This is a genomic window from Pseudomonas paraversuta (assembly GCF_904063065.1).
GTDB lineage: Bacteria > Pseudomonadota > Gammaproteobacteria > Pseudomonadales > Pseudomonadaceae > Aquipseudomonas > Aquipseudomonas paraversuta.
The window spans coordinates 317,687-336,893 of sequence record NZ_CAJFCL010000002.1; the positions used below are offsets into that span (position 1 = coordinate 317,687).

17 protein-coding genes are annotated in these 19,207 nt (G+C 57.7%); 10 read left to right on the plus strand and 7 right to left on the minus strand.

What is annotated here, in order from left to right; all coding sequences use genetic code 11:
- The first annotated feature begins 45 nt into the window (after window positions 1-45).
- From JQ845_RS04495 to JQ845_RS04525, 7 genes are all read left to right on the plus strand, one after another.
- A complete protein-coding gene (locus JQ845_RS04495) occupies window positions 46-438 on the plus strand; it encodes an AprI/Inh family metalloprotease inhibitor (RefSeq protein ID WP_010657162.1) in 393 nt (130 codons plus the stop codon).
- Between the two features lie 122 nt (window positions 439-560).
- Complete coding sequence (locus JQ845_RS04500) at window positions 561-2,285, plus strand: type I secretion system permease/ATPase (RefSeq protein ID WP_202210779.1); 1,725 nt, start codon at window positions 561-563, stop codon at window positions 2,283-2,285.
- A complete protein-coding gene (locus JQ845_RS04505) occupies window positions 2,282-3,604 on the plus strand; it encodes an HlyD family type I secretion periplasmic adaptor subunit (RefSeq protein WP_003445839.1) in 1,323 nt (440 codons plus the stop codon). The genes JQ845_RS04500 and JQ845_RS04505 overlap by 4 nt, the downstream gene beginning before the upstream one ends.
- 13 nt (window positions 3,605-3,617) lie before the next feature.
- Window positions 3,618-4,967 carry a TolC family outer membrane protein gene (locus JQ845_RS04510; protein WP_236010182.1) on the plus strand — a complete coding sequence of 450 codons (1,350 nt, stop codon included), beginning with the start codon at window positions 3,618-3,620 and terminating at the stop codon, window positions 4,965-4,967.
- Window positions 4,968-4,983: 16 nt separating this feature from the next.
- Window positions 4,984-6,831 carry a polyurethane esterase gene (locus JQ845_RS04515; protein WP_203008495.1) on the plus strand — a complete coding sequence of 616 codons (1,848 nt, stop codon included), beginning with the start codon at window positions 4,984-4,986 and terminating at the stop codon, window positions 6,829-6,831.
- A 1,469-nt stretch (window positions 6,832-8,300) separates the two neighbouring features.
- On the plus strand, window positions 8,301-9,131 hold the full coding sequence (locus tag JQ845_RS04520; RefSeq protein WP_003445828.1) for an undecaprenyl-diphosphate phosphatase: 831 nt from the start codon (window positions 8,301-8,303) through the stop codon (window positions 9,129-9,131).
- A 35-nt stretch (window positions 9,132-9,166) separates the two neighbouring features.
- On the plus strand, window positions 9,167-9,565 hold the full coding sequence (locus tag JQ845_RS04525; RefSeq protein WP_003445827.1) for a DUF1294 domain-containing protein: 399 nt from the start codon (window positions 9,167-9,169) through the stop codon (window positions 9,563-9,565).
- 4 nt (window positions 9,566-9,569) lie between these two features.
- Here the strand turns inward: JQ845_RS04525 and JQ845_RS04530 are convergent, their stop codons facing one another.
- Together JQ845_RS04530 and JQ845_RS04535 are read right to left on the minus strand one after the other, a co-directional pair.
- A complete protein-coding gene (locus JQ845_RS04530) occupies window positions 9,570-9,914 on the minus strand; it encodes an MmcQ/YjbR family DNA-binding protein (RefSeq protein WP_003445826.1) in 345 nt (114 codons plus the stop codon).
- An 8-nt stretch (window positions 9,915-9,922) separates the two neighbouring features.
- Window positions 9,923-10,831: a LysR substrate-binding domain-containing protein gene (locus tag JQ845_RS04535; protein ID WP_203008497.1), complete on the minus strand. Its 909-nt coding sequence runs from the start codon at window positions 10,829-10,831 to the stop codon at window positions 9,923-9,925.
- 126 nt (window positions 10,832-10,957) lie between these two features.
- On the opposite strand from JQ845_RS04535, the gene JQ845_RS04540 reads away from it, so the two are divergent.
- Together JQ845_RS04540 and JQ845_RS04545 are read left to right on the plus strand one after the other, a co-directional pair.
- The gene (locus tag JQ845_RS04540) at window positions 10,958-11,569 is read left to right on the plus strand and encodes an FMN-dependent NADH-azoreductase (protein ID WP_003445824.1); all 612 of its coding nucleotides are present in this window, start codon (window positions 10,958-10,960) and stop codon (window positions 11,567-11,569) included.
- A 170-nt stretch (window positions 11,570-11,739) separates the two neighbouring features.
- On the plus strand, window positions 11,740-12,771 hold the full coding sequence (locus tag JQ845_RS04545) for an alpha/beta hydrolase family protein (RefSeq protein WP_010657155.1): 1,032 nt from the start codon (window positions 11,740-11,742) through the stop codon (window positions 12,769-12,771).
- 18 nt (window positions 12,772-12,789) lie between these two features.
- On the opposite strand, the gene JQ845_RS04550 is transcribed toward JQ845_RS04545, so the two are convergent.
- The 4 genes from JQ845_RS04550 to JQ845_RS04565 form a co-directional block, all read right to left on the minus strand.
- Window positions 12,790-13,977: an MFS transporter gene (locus tag JQ845_RS04550; RefSeq protein WP_003445815.1), complete on the minus strand. Its 1,188-nt coding sequence runs from the start codon at window positions 13,975-13,977 to the stop codon at window positions 12,790-12,792.
- A 342-nt stretch (window positions 13,978-14,319) separates the two neighbouring features.
- Window positions 14,320-15,906, minus strand: a complete 1,587-nt coding sequence (locus tag JQ845_RS04555; RefSeq protein ID WP_003445814.1) for an ABC-F family ATPase — start codon at window positions 15,904-15,906, stop codon at window positions 14,320-14,322.
- A gap of 20 nt (window positions 15,907-15,926) precedes the next feature.
- Window positions 15,927-17,120, minus strand: a complete 1,194-nt coding sequence (locus JQ845_RS04560) for a tyrosine-type recombinase/integrase (protein ID WP_203008500.1) — start codon at window positions 17,118-17,120, stop codon at window positions 15,927-15,929.
- Between the two features lie 377 nt (window positions 17,121-17,497).
- Complete coding sequence (locus JQ845_RS04565; protein WP_203008503.1) at window positions 17,498-17,830, minus strand: hypothetical protein; 333 nt, start codon at window positions 17,828-17,830, stop codon at window positions 17,498-17,500.
- A 121-nt stretch (window positions 17,831-17,951) separates the two neighbouring features.
- Between JQ845_RS04565 and JQ845_RS04570 the strand changes: the two genes are divergently transcribed.
- Window positions 17,952-18,389 (plus strand): hypothetical protein, encoded by a 438-nt coding sequence (locus JQ845_RS04570; RefSeq protein ID WP_203008506.1) that lies wholly within the window; start codon window positions 17,952-17,954, stop codon window positions 18,387-18,389.
- A gap of 213 nt (window positions 18,390-18,602) precedes the next feature.
- Here the strand turns inward: JQ845_RS04570 and JQ845_RS04575 are convergent, their stop codons facing one another.
- The gene (locus tag JQ845_RS04575; protein ID WP_203008510.1) at window positions 18,603-19,034 is read right to left on the minus strand and encodes a hypothetical protein; all 432 of its coding nucleotides are present in this window, start codon (window positions 19,032-19,034) and stop codon (window positions 18,603-18,605) included.
- Window positions 19,035-19,207 lie beyond the last annotated feature (173 nt).

The window sequence follows — 19,207 nt, forward strand, 5'->3', positions numbered from 1 at the left end:
ATGGGCAGCGCGCAAGCGCTGCCTTTTGCCTGGAATTCCACACCCATGCACAACACGCGAAGAGCATTCAGGTTTTTCAAGGCAACGGGCTATGTCGCCGCATTGCTGACCTTCACCATAGAGAGCGCCATGGCCAATTCCCTGTTGTTACTGAGCCCCGCGCAACTGGCGGGCAGCTGGACCTTTTACCCCCAGGATGACGTCACACAGGCCTGTCAGGTGCAACTGGTTGCCGACAAAACCTTCAGCCCTGAAATCAAATGTCTTGAAGTCTGGCTGGGGCAAGCGCCCGTGAGCTGGTCTGCGACTCCGGACGGGATATTTCTGATGGGCAAGGACGGCACGGATCTGGTGCATATGGATCGTATTGAACCCGGTCTTTATGAAGCGCAACTGGCGGGGAGCAAAGTTCTGATGATGAAACGGTTGCCTGAATAAACCGGGCACAAGCATTTATTTAAAATCGTAAAGCGCTGCGTGGGCAGATCAGTGGCTGGTTTAATCTGCGTAGCAGTTTTACGTGTTTGGGTACTACCTGATTTATTCATCAAGGAAGATGCATGAAGCGGCTGAACAATACGCCTGTCGCACCGTTAATACATGTGCTGGCTGACTATAAAAGTATTTTGATCAGCGTCGGCTGTTTCACGGCCTTGATCAATATATTAATGCTGGTGCCGTCCATTTATATGTTGCAGGTGTATGACCGGGTTTTGTCTTCGCAAAACACCACGACACTGGCCATGTTGTCATTAATGGTCGTGGGTTTTTTTATCTTTATCGGGATGCTTGAAACGGTCCGTAGTTTTATTGTTATCCGCATCGGTAGTCAGTTGGAGCGCCGCTTCAACCAACAGGTGTATCGGGCGGCATTCGAGCGCAACCTGCTCAACGGTCAGGCCCAGGCCGGCCAGGCGCTGGGCGATCTGACCCTGATTCGTCAATTTGTCACTGGCCCTGCGCTGTTTGCGTTCTTCGATGCGCCGTGGTTTCCGATTTATCTGTTTGTGATCTATGGGTTCAATCTCTGGCTTGGGGTGCTGGCCACGGCCGGTGCCGTGCTGTTAATTGGCCTGGCGTGCATCAACGAACTCATGACCCGCCAGTCTCTGGCCCGGGCCAGCGTCTACTCCCAGCAATCCAGCCAACTGGCCAGCAGCCATCTGCACAACGCCGAGACCATTCAGGCAATGGGCATGCTGAGTGTGTTGCGCAAGCGCTGGTTCAACCTGCATTCGCGGTTTCTGGCTGAACAGAACAAGGCCAGTGACACCGGGGCCGTGATCGGCTCCATCAGCAAAACCTTGCGTTTATGCCTGCAATCGCTGGTGCTCGGCCTGGGCGCCTGGCTGGTGATTGAGGGCCAGATGAGCGCCGGGATGATGATTGCCGGTTCCATCCTGATGGGCCGGGTATTGAGCCCCATCGATCAGTTGATTGGCGTGTGGAAACAATGGAGTTCGGCACGACTTGCCTACCAGCGACTGGACAGCCTGCTTGGCCAGCATCCGGTCACCCAGGACAACATGACATTGCCTGTGCCCAAGGGGCAGGTGAGCTTCGAGCAGGTCAGTGCCGCGCCGCCGGGCAAGCGGCTGGCGACCTTGCAGCAGGTCAGTTTCAGCCTCAACCCCGGGGAAGTGCTGGGCGTGCTGGGAGCTTCCGGTTCCGGCAAGTCGACGCTGGCCCGGGTGCTGGTGGGTGTATGGCCAACGCTGGCCGGCACCGTGCGCCTGGACGCTGCCGATATCCATCAGTGGAATCGCGACCAGCTCGGCCCCCACCTCGGTTATTTGCCCCAGGACATCGAGCTGTTCAGTGGCAGCATTGCCGAAAACATCGCGCGTTTCCGCGAGGCCGATGCGCAGCTAGTGGTTGAAGCGGCGCGCCAGGCCGGGGTGCACGAAATGATCCTGCGCCTGCCCCAGGGGTACGACACGCTGCTGGGGGATGCAGGCAGTGGTCTGTCCGGCGGTCAGAAACAACGGGTGGCGCTGGCCCGGGCCTTGTATGGCAGCCCCTGCCTGGTGGTGCTGGACGAACCCAATTCCAATCTCGATACGGTGGGCGATGCAGCGCTGAGCCGTGCCATTGCCCAACTCAAGGCTGACGGGCGCACGGTGGTGCTGGTGACCCATCGTTCCTCATCGTTGGCCCAGACCGACAAATTGCTGGTCCTCAATGAAGGCCGGACCCAGGCGTTCGGGCCCACGGCCGAGGTGCTCAAGGCATTGGCCGGTGCCCAGAAACCCACCAGCCTTAACCGCCAGAGTGCAGGCGCATGAGCAAGGACGCTCCGATCATGAGTGATAACCATCAGCCAGCACGGGGTGCAGGCTTTTACGTACGAATGGGCTGGGTCCTGACCATCGTCGGTGCGGGCAGTTTCTTTCTGTGGGCCAGCCTGGCGCCGCTGGACGAGGGGCTTGCCGTGCAAGGCACGGTGGTGGTGTCGGGCAAGCGCAAGGCCGTGCAGTCATTGGGGGCCGGGGTGGTGACTCAGATTCTGGTGCACGAAGGGCAGGCGGTGCATCAGGGGCAACCGTTGTTTCAACTGGACCCCACCCAGGTCGAGGCCGATGTGCAATCGCTGCGCGCGCAATACCGCATGGCCCGGGCCAGCGTGGCCCGCTGGCAAAGCGAGCGCGACAACTTGCAGCGGGTGAATTTCGGCCCCGAGTTGAGTCTCGATCCCGACCCGCGACTGGCCCTGGTGCTCGAAGGTCAGCAGCAATTGTTCAGCAGCCGTCGGGAGGCCTTTGCCCGCGAGCAGGCGGGGCTCAAGGCCAGCATTGAAGGGGCTGCGCAGCAGCTGTCGGGCATGCGCCGGGCACGGGGAGATCAATTGGCCCAGGCCGACTCCTTGCGTCAACAGTTGAGCAATCTGCGACCGCTGGCAGAAAACGGCTACATCCCGCGTAACCGCTTGCTGGAGTACGAACGGCAGCTGTCGCAGATTCAGCAGGATCTTGCGCAAAACAGCGGCGAAAGCGGACGCATCGAGCAGGGCATTCTGGAGTCACGGCTCAAACTGGCGCAGCACATTGATGAGTACCAGAAGGAGGTCCGCAGCCAGTTGGCCGATGCCCGGCTCAAAAGTCTGACCCTGGAGCAGCAACTGGCGTCGGCCAGCTTTGATCTGCAACACAGTGAAATCACCGCACCGGCGGATGGCATTGCGGTCAACCTGGGGGTGCATACCGAGGGCGCCGTGGTGCGGGCAGGGGAAACCTTGCTGGAAATTGTGCCCCAGGACGCACGTCTGGAGGTGGAAGGGCGTCTGCCGGTGAACCTGGTGGACCGAGTGGGTAGCGCACTGGCGGTGGACATTCTGTTTACCGCGTTCAATCAGAGCACTACGCCGCGGGTATCGGGTGAAGTCAGCCTGGTGTCGGCCGACCAGATGCTCGACGAGAAAACCGGCATGCCGTACTACGTGCTGCGCAGTACGGTCAGTGACCAGGCGCTGGAAAAGCTCAACGGGCTGGTGATCAAACCCGGGATGCCGGCCGAGATGTTTGTGCGCACCGGTGAACGCTCGCTGCTCAACTACTTGTTCAAACCGCTGCTGGATCGCGCAGGTTCTGCGTTGACTGAGCGATAGGATGCTGCGACCGATGAAAACAGTTTTTAAAGTGAGCCTGGCTGCTGCGCTGTGGTTAAGCCTGGGTGCCAGCGCCCAGGCGATGGGACCTTTTGAGGTATACGAACAGGCGCTGCGCAATGATCCGACCTTTCTTGGGGCCATGAAGGAGCGCGACGCGGGGCTGGAAAACCGGGTTATTGGCCGCGCCGGCCTGCTACCCAGGTTGTCCTATAGCTACAACAAGGGGCGCAACAACTCCCAGGCCACTTATTTGAACGAACGCGGTAACACCCATGAGGACCGCAACTACAACAGCTATGGCTCGACCTTTATGGTGCAGCAGCCACTGATCGACTACGAGGCCTACGCCAACTACCGCAAAGGTGTGGCCCAGGCCCTGTTTGCCGATGAAAGTTTTCGCAGCAAGAGTCAGGAGTTGTTGGTGCGTGTGCTGACGCACTACACCCAGGCCCTGTTTGCCCAGGATCAGATCGATATCGCCCGCGCCAAGAAAAAAGCCTACGAACAGCAGTTCCGGCAAAACCAGCAGATGTTTCAACAGGGCGAGGGCACCCGCACCGATATCCTTGAAGCCGAGTCGCGCTACGAACTGGCCACTGCCGAGGAGATCCAGGCCATTGATGAGCAGGACGCCGCCTTGCGCGAGCTGGGGGCGTTGATTGGCACTGAGTCGGTGAGCATCGAGCAGTTGCAGCCGCTGGCGGCGGCCTTCAACCCGTTACCGCTGGAGCCGGCCAACTTCGCCACCTGGCATGCCATGGCCCTGGCCAACAACCCGGAGCTGGCGTCGCAACGCGAGGCACTGGAGGTGGCGCGCTATGAGGTCGAGCGCAACCGCGCCGGCCATCTGCCCAAACTCAATGCCTATGCCAGCGTGCGCAAGATGGAGTCCGACAGCGGCAACACCTATAACCAGCGCTATGACACCAACACCATCGGCATTGAAGTCAGCCTGCCGCTCTATTCAGGGGGCGGGGTGTCGGCGTCGGTGCGTCAGGCCGGCAGCAATCTGGCCCGGGTGGAATATGAACTGGAAGGTAAAACCCGGGAAACCCTGATCGAACTGAGGCGCCAGTTCAACGCCTGTCTGTCGGGGGGGAACAAGTTGCGTGCCTATCAAAAAGCCCTGACCTCGGCGCAAGCGCTGGTGGTCTCTACCCGGCAAAGCATTCTGGGGGGCGAGCGGGTCAATCTTGATGCCTTGAACGCCGAGCAACAGCTCTACACCACGCGCCGGGATCTGGCACAAACCCGCTACGACTATTTATTGGCGTGGACCAAATTGCACTTTTACGCCGGCACGCTGGGCGAGCAGGATCTGGCACGGGTCGATGAGGCCTTTGTGCGTCCGTTTGATTAATCAGGAGAGTAAAACCATGGCAGTTTTTGACTACAAGGATGTAGGGTCAAACGTGTCTGCGGCACTGTTTAAAGATGCATTGGCGATCACGCTTTATAGCTACCACAACCTCGATAATGGCTTTGCCGTGGGCTACCAGAAAAATGGCATGGGTACCGGTCTGCCCGCCACCCTGGTCAAGGCCGTGCTTGGTGGCGTGGATTCTCAGGGGGTGGTGCCGGGTATCCCGTGGAACCCGGACTCGGAAAAACTGGCCCGGGAAGCGGTGGAAAAAGCCGGCTGGAGCCCCATCAGCGCGCAGCAGCTGGGTTATGCAGGCAAAGTCGATCAGCGCGGCACATTCTTCGGTGAAAAGCCGGGCTATGACAGCGCCCAAGTGGAGATCCTCGGCAAGTACGACGCCGATGGGCAACTGACCGCTATCGGTATCGGTTTTCGCGGCACCAGCGGGCCACGGGAATCCTTGATTAGTGATTCCATCGGTGATGCCATCAGTGATTTGCTGGCCGCCATCGGGCCTGCCGATTACGCCAAAAATTACACCGGTAACGCCTTTGACAGCTTATTGGGCAAGGTCGCGGCCTTTGCCGGCAGCCACGGCCTGGCAGGCAAGGATGTGCTGGTCAGCGGCCATAGCCTGGGCGGGCTGGCCGTCAATAGCCTGGCTGACTTGAGTGGCGATCATTGGTCAGGGTTTTATCGTGATGCCAGCTACATTGCCTTTGCCTCGCCGACGCAAAGTACCGTTACCTCCAATGTGCTGAATATCGGCTATGAGAACGATCCGGTGTTCCGCGCCCTCAACGGGTCGGACTTCAGCCTGTCATCCCTGGGAGTGCATGACGCCAATCAAGCGTCTGCCACCAACAACATTGTGAGCTTCAACGATCACTACGCATCTGTGGCGTGGAACCTGATGCCGTTTTCCATCGCCAATGTCTCGACCTGGGTCACTCACTTGCCCAGCGGCTACGAAAGCGGGATGAACCGTATTCTTGATTCGGCCTTCTATGACCTGACGCACAAGGACTCGACCATCGTGGTGGCCAACCTGTCCAACCCGGCGCGGGAAAATAACTGGGTACAGGATCTGAACCGCAATGCCGAGAAGCACACGGGCACTACCTTGATCATCGGCAGTGAGGGTAACGACCTGATCCAGGGCGGGCGCGGCAATGACTTTCTCGAAGGTCGCGATGGCAATGACAGCTTTCGCGACAGCGGTGGTTACAACATCATTCTGGGGGGCAAGGGGGTCAATACTCTGGACCTGCAGCAGTCCCTGAACCGGGTAGATGTAGTCAATGACGGACAGGGCACTTTGTATGTGCGCGACAACCATGGCGGTATCACCCTTGCCCGGGATATCAGCCTGTTAGTCAGCGATGAGCCCGGCTGGCTGGGGCTGAGCAAGGCGGTCAGCCATCGGGTTGCCGATGACGGTCTATGGGCCGGCAATAGCCGCACGGACTACACCCATTCGGTGAACGCAGGACCGGGCGACAGCACCCTCAAGGCCGGTGATCACGGTGACTGGCTGCTGGGTCAGGGCGGCAACGATCATTTGCTTGGATCGGCGGGTAATGATGTGTTTATCGGTGGCGCTGGTGATGACCTGCTGGAATCGGTGGGTGGTAGCAATACCTTTGTCTTCAGCGGGCATTTTGGCAACGACACCTTGCTGGGCTATCAGCCCGCCGACCGCCTGGTTTTCCTGGGCGTGGAGGGTGGCCATGAGGCCGATTACCGGGCCCATGCCAGTGTGTCCGGGAATGACACCGTGCTGAGTTTTGGCAGTGACTCGGTGACCTTGGTCGGTGTGGGACTGGCCTCGCTGGTGGGTAGCGATATCGTTATCGCCTAGGGCCGAGCCTGTTCCCGGTAGCAGCCACACAGGTACATATCCGTTTTATGTATCACGGCTTTTTACGGGTTTCGACCTTACGGCGAGGCACTTTTGGCAAACGCCCCAAAAGGGACTCGCTGTAAGAGCGAAACCGATATTTCAGTTAAACGTCTGTAACGGATATGTACGCGGTACCGCAGTTAAAACTGAGCGTACATATCCGTTCTATGTATCACGGCTTTTTACGGGTTTCGCCCTTACGGCGAGTCCCTTTTGGCAAACGCCGAGTGTCGGACCATCCCAAAAAGAACCAAAAGGTCTGCGCCCTACCATACGGCCGAGCTCGCCTAGGCTCGCCCGGTGCCCTCACTCCGGCGCTGTTGTGGGGGCACGCCGTGACGGGCCATCCATGGCCCGGCACGGCTGGCTCGGCGTCCTGCCTCGCCACCCCCACATCAGCACCTGCGTTCGGCCTCCTGTGATGGGCATCCGCGTCGTTCCGGCTATCGAGTGGCGGCAGATGCCTCGTTTTTAAAAGCAAAAAGCAAAAAGCAAAACAGCGCCTACGAGGTCGTTTTTGAGCTGCTTTTGATCTGCTTTTGATTTGTTTTTGATCTTGATCTACTGGCCCCTTCGGGAGGCCGAGAGGAGGTTCTGCGTAGTGGTCCTCCCGGCATGGATGCCGGGAGAGCTGTGTTGGGCCATGGATGGCCCGTCACGGCGTGGCCACGGAGCAGGGCCGGAGCGAGGGAACCTGAGCGCAGCGAAGGCCGTACGCTGGGGCAAGGCCTTTTTGCTTATTTTTGTGGTGGTCCGACACTCGGCTGTTTGACAAAAGTGAGCCGCCGTAAGGGCGGAACCCGTAGAGAGCCGTGATACATCAAACGGATATGTACACGGTATTCCAGTTGCTTGAACTAGGTACATATCCGTTCAATGCGCAACGGCGATTTACGGGTTTCGCCCTTACGGCGAGTCCCTTTTGGCAAACGCCCCAAAAGGAACCAAAAGGTCTGCGCCCTACCATACGGCCGTGCTCGCCTAGGCTCGCCCGGTACCCTCACTCCGGCACTGTTGTGGGGGCACGCCGTGACGGGCCATCCATGGCCCGGCACGGCTGGCTCGGCGTCCTGCCTCGCCACCCCCACAACAGCACCTGCGTTCGGCCTCCTGTGATGGGCATCTGCGTCGTTCCGGCTATCGAGTGGCGGCAGGGGCATCGTCTTTAAAAGCAAAAAGCAAAACAGCGACTACTGGATCGTTTTGATCTGGCCCCCCTCTCGATGTCATAGCAGCCAAACTGGAACGCGTCTGATAGGATCTCGGCCGGAATTCCAACGCCGGATATTTGTTGATTTCCGACAGTTATTTCACTTCACCTTGGTGAAAATGACACGGCTGTAACCCACCCCCGCGGCAGCGGTTGCACTCACATCTCGATTTTTGACTAATCCGCTCTGCAAGACGCAGGGCCTTATGGGGGAACGATGGATCTTTGGACTGCCGCACAGGCGTTGATACTGGGTGTAGTAGAAGGCCTTACGGAATTCTTGCCGATCTCGAGTACCGGCCACCAAATCATTGTGGCGGACTTGCTGAACTTCGGCGGCGAACGCGCCATGGCATTCAATATCATTATTCAGCTGGGTGCGATTCTGGCCGTGGTCTGGGAATTTCGCCGCAAGATCATCGATGTTGTCGTCGGTCTGCCAACTCAACCACAAGCCCGGCGCTTTACTGTCAACCTGATCATCGCGGTAATGCCGGCGGTGGTGCTGGGGGTGATTTTTGCCGACGTGATTCATGAGTACCTGTTCAACCCCATTACTGTGGCCACGGCATTGGTGGTAGGCGGTGTGATCATGCTCTGGGCCGAACGTCGCCAGCATGTGATCCGTGCTGAAACCGTAGACGACATGACCTGGAAAGACGCAGTGAAAATCGGTTTTGCGCAATGTCTGGCCATGATCCCCGGCACGTCGCGTTCGGGTTCCACAATTATCGGCGGCCTGCTGTTTGGCCTGTCGCGCAAGGCGGCTACCGAGTTCTCGTTCTTCCTGGCAATGCCGACCATGGTCGGTGCGGCGGTGTATTCGGGTTATAAATACCGTCACCTGTTCCAGCCGGACGATTTGCCGGTGTTCGCGATTGGTTTTGTGACCTCGTTTATCTTCGCGATGATCGCAGTACGGGCCTTGCTCAAGTTCATTTCGAACCATAGTTATGCCGCGTTCGCCTGGTACCGGATTGCATTCGGTCTGCTGATTCTGGCGACCTGGCAGTTTGGCTGGATCAACTGGTCGGCAGCTTCTGCGTGAGAAAAGCAGCGAAGGAGGGGGCGGGCCATGGAGGGATGCCCGATAAAAACGGCGCGCCGATTCGTGGCCTGAAGATCAAGCTGCTGGTGTTTGTAGCAGTCTGCGCGTTGCCCTTGGGCGGTTCGGTGAGTCTGTTGCTCACCGGCATCAGCCGCGTACCGTTACTGGTCTATGGCCTGGCAAGCTGCCTGGCGTTTGCTCTGTACTGGTACGACAAGCAACAGGCCAAAGCCGGTCAGTGGCGCACCCCGGAGAAGGTCTTGCACGGGGTCGAGTTGCTGGGCGGCTGGCCCGGGGCGCTGGTGGCGCAACAGCTGTTTCGCCATAAAACCCGCAAACTCTCCTATCAGCTGTGGTTCTGGCTGATCGTGGCCGTGCATCAGGCACTGTGGATTGATGTGCTGTTCCTGAAGCTGACCTTCGCGGATCTGTAAGCCATCAGAGGAGCAAGCCGATCTGCCGTTTTTTCGGCAGTTTGCCGACCACCAGCTGGTGGGAGCGGCGCAGCAGGTCTTGTAACTCTGCGGCGCCCATGGGGTAGGGCGCCTGCATATTGATCCAGTACGCCCGCGCCAGATACGGTGACGGGCGTATCCCCGGGCGGTCCACGTAGCCCAGGAACAAGTCTTTCTCGACCTTGAACGACAGCCCGTTGCTGTTGAGGTTGAACAGGGCAAACATCTTGCTCTGGTCGATGTAGAACACCTCGACCCCGCCCCATTTCACATCCTCCTTGACCCCGGGCAAGCTGCGGCAGAAGTCGGCTACCTGTTGCTTGGTCATGGCCTGGTTCATAGCAATTTGTCTCCACAACGGTTGAACGTTTCGGCCAGGTGATCGATCCAGGCCCGCACGGCCGGCATCACCCCGCGTCGATGGGGATATACGGCATGCAGCCAGCCGCCGGGCAGTGACCACTTGGGCAGTAACTGTACCAGCTGGCCACTTTGCAGTTCCTGTTCGCAATACATCATGGGCAGCACGGTAAAACCAAGACCAGACAGTGCGCAGGCTTTGCGTACCACAAAATCATCAATGCCAAGCCGTGCTTCCAGTACCAGGTCGCTGGCTTTTCCCTGTTCATCGAGCATCCGCAGATGGACCATGCGGTCAGCTTCAAGTGCGCCCAGCAGTGGCACGTTTTTCAGGTCGTGAGGACTATTGATCGGCCACTGGCGGGCAAATTCCGGGCTGGCAACCATTACCGTCTGGGCCTGACGTAAGCGGCGGGTGACCAGCAACGGGTCTTCATCCCCCAGTTCGCGCACGCGCAAGGCCACATCAATGCCCTCGGTGATCAGGTCGACGCGCCGGTTGAGCAAAATCACTTCCAGCTGTACGTGAGGGTAGGCACTCAGAAAGGAGCTGATGACTCCGGGCATGAATTCATGGGCCAGCCCCACCGGGCAGGACACCCGCAAGCGCCCCCGCGGCTCGCTGGACATGCTGGCGACAGCCTCGTCTGCCATCTCGGCCTGCAGCAACATGGCCTGGCAATGGCTCAGGTAGCGCTCGCCGACGGCGGTCAGCTTCAACTGACGCGTGGTCCGCTGCAGCAGGCGCGCCCCGAGACGTTCCTCAAGTTCGGCCACACGTCGCGACAAACGCGATTTTGGAATGCCGAGCAAACGGCCGGCAGCAGCGAAACCACCGGCTTCGACCACCTTGGCAAAGTAATAGAGATCGTTAAGGTCTTGCATGGCTGGGCTCACTGTCCTACAGGTGGGACGAACTATCGCATGTTGGCAGCCTTATCGTCGATTGCATTCATTGGTAGCATCTACCTCACTTGATCGCCCAGTGGCGGTCCTCACTTGGAGATCACCATGAAACTATTGCATATCGATTCGAGCATTCTGGGCGACAACTCGGCTTCGCGTCAGTTGAGCCGCGAAGTGGTCAAGGCCTGGCAAGCGGCAGAGCCAGGGGTTGAAGTGAGTTATCGTGACCTGGCCAGCGAGGCCATTAATCACTTCTCGGCAGCGACTCTGGTAGCTGCCGGTACCCCGGCCGAATTGCGCGATGCGGCGCAAAAGCACGAAGCCGAGTTGAGCGCTGCAACCCTGGCACAATTTCTGGAAGCGGACGCAGTGGTGATTGCTGCTCCGATGTACAACTTCACTATTCCAACTCAGCTCAAGGCCTGGATCGACCGGATCGCAGTGGCCGGCCAGACGTTCCGCTACACCGAAGCCGGCCCCCAGGGCCTGTGCGGCAACAAGAAAGTCATCGTGGTTTCGACTTCCGGCGGCATGCACGCCGGGCAAGCCACTGGCGCAGCCCACGACGACTATCTGAAGGTGCTGTTGGGCTTTCTGGGGATCACCGATGTTGAGTTCGTACGGGCCCATGGCCTTGCCTATGGTGATGAAGTTCGCAGCAAAGCCATGAACGATGCACAGGCGCAAATTAAGCAGGATCTGTTCAGCGCGGCGTAAGTTATCTAAATCGTTACACCTACTAAACTCTGTATTCTGGGCGCTTGAAGTGGCCAGGGTACGGAGTTTTTTACGTCTGGCCTTAGCCTCTGGCTCGGGTTATGCAAAGCCTCTGGATCAAGGTCCTGGCAGCGCTGGCATTAACCGGGCGTCATTCAAGGTGAGCATCGATGATGCGTCTGTGGGCAGTACTGGTTTTGTTGTTGGCAACTTGCCCCGTCATGGCGCTGGCCGAGCCCGCGGTGCACTGGAGTGCGGGTTTTCATCGCCTGAGTTTTCTCGATCCGCTGGATGAACAGCCGATGCATGCCATTGCCTTTTATCCGTCCACTGATGCCGAAGGCATAAGCAAAATCGGCGGTTATGAGATCGAGGCCACCGAAGAGGCCAAAATCGCCATGGGTCATTACCCGCTGCTGCTGTTGTCCCATGGCAACACGGGGACGCCGTTGGCCCTGCACGATCTGGCTACATCGCTGGCGCGCAAGGGGTTTGTGGTGGTGGCGGTACTGCACCCCGGAGATAACTATAAGGACCATAGCCGTTTGGGCACCTTGAGTAATCTTTACGGCCGCCCGATGCAGATTTCGGCGGCCATCAGCGCTGTGCTGGCCGACCCCGAACTCTCGGCCTATGTGCATGACGATGAGGTGGGAGTCATCGGTTATTCCGCAGGCGGCGAAACGGCTCTGATCCTGGCCGGAGCCCAGCCCGATCTGGACCGCCTGCGCCGTTACTGTCAGGAACGCCCGGATGATCATGATGCGTGCACCACCAAGGGCGAGTTGACCGCCGACCGCGATGATCTGGTGCCGGTAGCCGATCCACGGGTGCGTGCGCTGTTATTGATGGCGCCGTTGAGCCTGATGTTCGGGCGTGAAACCCTGGCGCAAGTGCATGTGCCCGTGCTGCTCTACAGCGGCGATAACGACAAGCTGGTGTACCCCGATAAAAACGCCGATGCCCTGGCGCGCAAACTGCCGGTGGAGCCTGAGTTCAAGGTGATCCCCGGTGCCGGGCATTTTGTGTTCATGGCGCCCTGTACCGATGCACAAAAGGCGGTAATGCCCGGTTTGTGTACGGATGCCCTGGGGGTCGATCGCGAGAATGTCCATCGCGATCTGATTTACGAGGCCGGGCGGTTTTTCAGCAAAACCCTGGGCTCATCGCCAACCACGAGTACGGTCGCAACAGGTCCGTAAGGGCTGTTGGTCGAGGCGCTAGCGGGCTTTGCGCAGGGATAGCCCGACCGTCAGGGTCAAGCCCAGAACACTCAAAAGTGCTGCACTGAAAAAGATCCATGGGTAGCCCATGTTCAACGCAATGGCGCCCATGATCGGCCCGGCAATGGCCAGCGCCAGATCGAAGAACACGGCATAGGCGCTTAACCCCGCGCCGCGGCTGGTGAGGGGCACCTGTTTGACGGCTTCTACGCCAAGGGCCGGGTACACCAGGGACAGGCCAAACCCCGCCAGTCCCGCACCCGCAAGGGCATAGCCGGTTGAGGGGGCCAGCCACAGCAATCCAAGACCGACGGTTTCGATGGTCATGCAGGCGATCGCCACGCTGTAGCCGCCAAAGCGATTGATGCTGTTAGTGAATAACAGCCGCGCCAGGATAAAGCACACCCCGAATACCGATAGGCAATAGGCTGCGCCGAACCAGCCGCGGTCGATATAAAACAGGGTGATGAATGTGGTGAGGGTGCCATAGCCAATGGAGGCCAGAGTCAGGCTGATGCCGTACGGGGCAATCAGGCTGAACACTGACCAGAAGGGCAGTGGGACGCCGCGAACCACCGGGATCGAAGGCTTGTTGCGTATCAGCAGCAGTGCCAGCACCGCCAGCACGAGCAGGGCGATGCCCAGGCTGAGGAAGCCAAGGCGGTCGATCATCACCACCCCCAGCGGCGCACCTATGGCAATGGCACCGTAGGACGCGATGCCGTTCCAGCCGATTGCCCGGGCAGTGTGCTCGGCGCCAACCTGGCCAATACCCCAGACAATAGTGCCGACACCTATCAGTCCCTGGGCGATGCCCAGGAAAATCCGCCCGACAATCAAGACCCCCAGGCTCAGCAATGGCCAGTCCTGGAGCATCACTGCCAGCAACGTCAGAGCGCCACTGATGGCGATTCCAGTCAGGCCATAAACGATGGCGGGCTTGGTCCCGCGGCTGTCCACCAGACGTCCGGCCCCGGGTCGGCTGAGTAAGGTGGCCAGGTACTGCGACGCTATGGCCAGGCCTGCAACCACGGCGCTGAAACCCAGCTGGTCATGGACATAGCCCGGTAATACGGCAATCGGCAGGCCGATGCAGATGAAGGCGATGAAGGTGTAGAACACGATTGACAGAATTTGCAGCGTGACCGACAGCGAGCTCGCGGGGGAGGGATGTTGCGCAGGCATAAGCAGAGTGTCCGGCTGTCAGTCGTAGACCGGCATCATGGCGTGGCCCCGGGACAAAAGAAAGCAGGCTAACGATATTCGTGGTCTGGCAGAAACGAAAAACCCCGTCAGCGGGCGCAATGCCGGTCACGTAAACGACTGCTGTCTCAACGGTGGGAGCGAGCTTGTATCGCGATGTGCTCGAGGGTGCTGTGTTCAATCTGTAACACGCATTCTCGTTAACAATCATCGCGAGACAAGCTCGCTCCTGCAAAGGCAGGGTTTGCTTATGTGAACAGCATTGCGTCAGTGTGACGGGGTTTTCGTTATGACGCTTTGTTCAGCGATGCGCAGTGTCCGATATCAGAACACAACGCCCTGGCTGCGCAGGTAGTCATCGTAAGTACCGCTGAAGTCGATCACGCCGCTTGGGCTCAGCTCGATAATACGAGTGGCCAGCGAGGATACGAATTCACGGTCATGGCTGACGAAGACCAGGGTGCCAGGGTAGTTCTCGAGCGCCAGGTTCAGTGCTTCGATGGATTCCATGTCAAGGTGGTTGGTCGGTTCGTCCATGATCAACACGTTCGGCTTTTGCAGGATCAGCTTGCCGAACAGCATGCGACCTTGCTCACCACCGGAAATCACTTTCACCGACTTGAGGATGTCATCGTTGGAGAACAGCATGCGGCCCAGAGTGCCACGTACCATTTGCTCGCCCTGGGTCCACTGGCCCATCCAGTCGAACAGGGTGTAGTCGTCTTCGAAGTCGTGGGCGTGATCCTGGGCGTAGTAGCCCAGTTCTGCCGCTTCAGTCCACTTGACCGTACCTGCATCCGGGGTCAGTTCATTGACCAGGGTGCGCAACAGTGTGGTTTTGCCGATACCGTTCGGACCAATGATCGCTACGCGCTCACCGGCTTCAACGGTAAAGCTGAAGTCCTTGAACAGGGTCTTGCCGTCGAAGCCCTTGGCCATATTCTCGACGATGACCGCCTGGCGGTGCAGCTTTTTGTTCTGTTCGAAACGAATGAACGGGCTGACACGGCTCGAAGGCTTGACCTCGGCCAGGGTGATCTTGTCGATTTGCTTGGCACGGGAGCTGGCTTGCTTGGATTTCGAGGCGTTGGCCGAGAAACGGCTGACGAACGATTGCAGCTCGTTGATCTGAGCCTTTTTCTTGGCGTTTTCCGACAGCAGTTGCTCGCGCGACTGGGTCGCAACCGTCATGTACTCGTCATAGTTGCCCGGGAACAGGCGCAGCTCGCCGTAGTCAAGGTCAGCCATGTGGGTACAGACACTGTTCAGGAAGTGCCGGTCGTGGGAGATGATGATCATCAGGCTGTTGCGCTGGGTCAGAATGTTTTCCAGCCAGCGGATGGTGTTGATATCCAGGTGGTTGGTCGGTTCGTCGAGCAGCAGTACTTCAGGATCGGAAAACAGTGCCTGCGCCAGCAATACCCGCAACTTCCAGCCTGGGGACACTTCGCTCATCGGGCCGTTGTGTTGCTCGATACCGATACCCAGGCCCAGCAGCAATTCGCCGGCACGGGATTCAGCGGTGTAGCCGTCCATTTCGGCGAACTCGGTTTCGAGTTCGGCCACGGCCATACCGTCTTCTTCGGTCATTTCCGGCAGGGAATAGATGCGGTCGCGCTCAGCCTTGACCTTCCACAGCTCTTCGTGGCCCATGATCACGGTATCGATCACGGTAAATTCTTCGTAGGCGAACTGGTCCTGACGCAATTTACCCAGACGTACGTTCGGCTCCAGCATGACCTGACCGCCGGACGGCTCAAGGTCTCCGCCGAGGATTTTCATGAAGGTGGACTTGCCGCAACCGTTGGCGCCGATCAAACCATAACGGTTACCGGCGCTGAATTTTACGGATACGTTCTCGAATAGCGGCTTTGCGCCGAACTGCATCGTGATATTTGCTGTGGAGATCAATTACTTTACCTATCAATAGCTTAGAGAGCGCGTATTTGGGCTGGGACCAATTTGGGACCAATTTGGAGTTTTTCAAGCTCACTCCAATCTGAGCTTGAGTTGATCCATCGCGCATAAGTCGACAGCAACATTTGGACGCTATGGCCAAGCTGCTGAGAGATGAATGCGGGGTTCATGCCAGACATAATGCATATTGTCGCATAGGTGTGACGACAGTTGTATGGTGGTCTGTATCGCAACCCCAGTGTTTTCAGGGTGGGCTTCCACTGTTTGTGTAGGTCAGACGTCTGTCTCACGTACTCGCTGTTCTTTGATGGAGGGAAAATGAAAGGCGTTTCAAGGATCTTTCCTACCCCTGTTTTCCGACGTTCTGCATATCTTTTGGCGAACGACAGAGCGTGCAATGCTCGCTCGTTGAGTAGAACAAAGCGATCACCGCCAGTTTTTGTGCGCTCCACCACTTCCCCCAAGGCAATCCCACGACAGACGTGGGCAGTCCTTTTCTCAATGCTCACTGCATCCCACCGCAAGGCCAGGGCTTCAGATAGACGCATACCCGTAAAAAACACAAACTCGAAAAAAGCCGCATAAATAGTGCTGGGCCAGTGGTCGTGCTGGTACAGCTTCTCGATGATGGTGTTGGCTTCCTCCAGAGTGAAGGGGTCAATTTCTTTCCTGCTTCGCTTCGGAAGCTCAAGTGGTGCTGCCGGGTTCTTCGCCATTAGCTCCTCTGAAACCGCGGACTTGAGGATCGTCGAAAGCTTGACCAAGGCATTGCGCTTCACTGCCGGCGACGACCATTTGATGCTCGCCATTGTGCGGCGCAGAAGTGTGGTGGTGATCAAATCGATCCGCACCAATGCAAGGGTCGGCATCCAGTACAGGTTCAGCGCTCCCGTATACCCAAGCTTTGTACCGCCGACAATTTCGCGGCTATCCAGCCAGAGCTGGGCATACTCTCCAAAATTGATTTTTCCGCCGGATACGTTTGTAGAGCCAGGGAACAGCTCGACGTACTTATCGTCGTCGAGCAACCCCAGCTTGATCAGGCTGTTTACCTGATCACTAGTCTGTGCGGCTGATTTGATGCCTTTCTGTGTCGGGGGATAGGGGAGCGTTTCACTGCGCCTGCAGCCGTTCCACATAAATCGGATGCGGATTGAACCGTGGTGGATGTCCATTCCTGCGGGCATACCCACTGACTTTCGAGCCATTCGTGATATCTCCTAATGCTGTAGAGGATCCTGCTGCCATGCTTGTTCCAAACTCCGAGGGGAATTTGATTCCGTGCACGCTTCGAGCGTAAGGCGGCGATTGTGGTACCGAGGATCTCGGCCATTTTCGCTTCGGGCACCTTGTCGCCCATGACGTTTTCATCAAGCTGTTCTGCTGCTGCCATGGTGATGCTCCATGCCGCGCTTGGCGGCAGAAGGTGGTTTAGATAGAGACTTAGGCCTAACGCTTGAAGTCGGTGCACCGCACGATGACCGTGCTGGCATCGCGCTGTATCGGCGGCATATCTATGAAGGGAAGGGCGCTGCAATCTCGGCGGGCGTGCTGGCAAGCGCAGCACATGCCGCCTTTGGGGTGGTCATGGCATTACCTGCCGACCCCAAATGCAGACCGGCCCATCTTCAGCATCATGAATCGAAAGAATGAACCAGCCCGGCTCTGCCGGATGCTGGATCTCCCAGGCTGAGCAATTGACCTGCCCGTCACTCATGTAGGTGTCGAAGATTTCGGGTTCTACATCGGATTCCATGTAGGTGATCTTCGTTTCCACCTGGTGGCGCTCGCACCAATCGTTGAACTGCGCTTCGGTGATTTCGTCGTCGAACTCTGACAGGTAATCGGGATGCGACCACCAACCATCAGCATCGCGATTGACGGGGAGCGGTTGAGTAAAAACATTTTGTTCAGGCATGACTTCGTCCTTGTCGCTATAGCGGCTGACTTTGAATTGAAGGGAGGGCGAACTGACAGGGCTAGTAATGTGAATGTATTTTGTTATGTTGGATCGCTACACCTAGAAGGAATGTATCACCATGAGTTACAGAATATTTTCGGTGCTCGGGGGCGCTTTTTTAATGTCAGTGTTGACGGCATGTCACCAGCCTCAACCTGTTGGCGATGTAGCTGAATTCCAAACATTCAAGGCAGGCTCACCCCAAAAAATTGAGTCGAACGAAACCGTTAAAAAGTTTTTCGCAAGAGGTAATGAGCCGTTCTGGACGATCCAAGCCAATGAAGAGACATTGACTTGGATAACGCCTGAAAACTTACAGGGCAGACAGCTCAAAGTTGACAAGCTTATTTCTGCAGATAACGTTAAATACATCGGTGTAGACGGTAATAATGACTTTAGTTTGCTCATCATCCAAGCAACCTGTGTCGACACGATGTCGGGTGAAGTCTTCGACTTCGAATCTGTCTGGACTCATGGCCGGGAAAGGAATGTGGGCTGCGCTGCTAGTGGTAGTTGAGCGATAACTGCCTTGCCTTGGGCGCCTGCGCCTTAGGGGTGGTGAGTTATATATTCTCTCGTGCGCGACGCTCAGCCGCTTCGGTCTGGCGCAACTTGCTGCATTCGGTGTGGTTGACGTGGGCGCGTGATCTGTCGCATTTATCGCAGATGGTTTGCAGGTCCTGCGGCCGCATGAGGGCGCCACGAATCTTTACTGTTCGTCGGAGGGCTTTCATGTTGCCTCCGTTATGGCCTGTCGGAAGACGGGTAGGGCTCCGGCTTGCTCGCGTACAGCGTGCATCCCCTCAATGTCGTATCCCCAGATGTTGCTGTCATCAAACCGCTCAGGCCCGAGATAGCCAGGGTGCATTGGCTCGCCGGTGCGGATGTAATCTCTGAACCCTTCAACGAGTGACCGAAGCGTGCCGCCATGGCTGAAGCCACGCCACCGTCCACCCCAGTTTGTTTTATGAGTGAAGATCCGCTGGGAGCTGTGGTCATCGATAAACCAGACCTTGCCGCGCTGATCCACTTCCATACTGGCGTAGCGGTTTGCCGCTTGATTGAAAAAGAAACGCCGGCCGTGACTGCCAATGATTCGAATCACTTGGTTAATCTGCTCGGTGCGCTGTTGCTTTAAGGTGAGTTTGCTTTCTGTAGGCATGGGGAGTCCTTGCCGGGCCATACCCGGGAGGTGGAGTGGGTAAATATCGGCTACAGTTGGTCGATCAATGTGGGGAGGCGTATATGCTTTGCTTCATTTGCGGAACCGAATCAGTCGATTACGACACGGCATACGGCGGTAGGGACGTTGGTTGCCCAAAGTGCGGCCGGCAC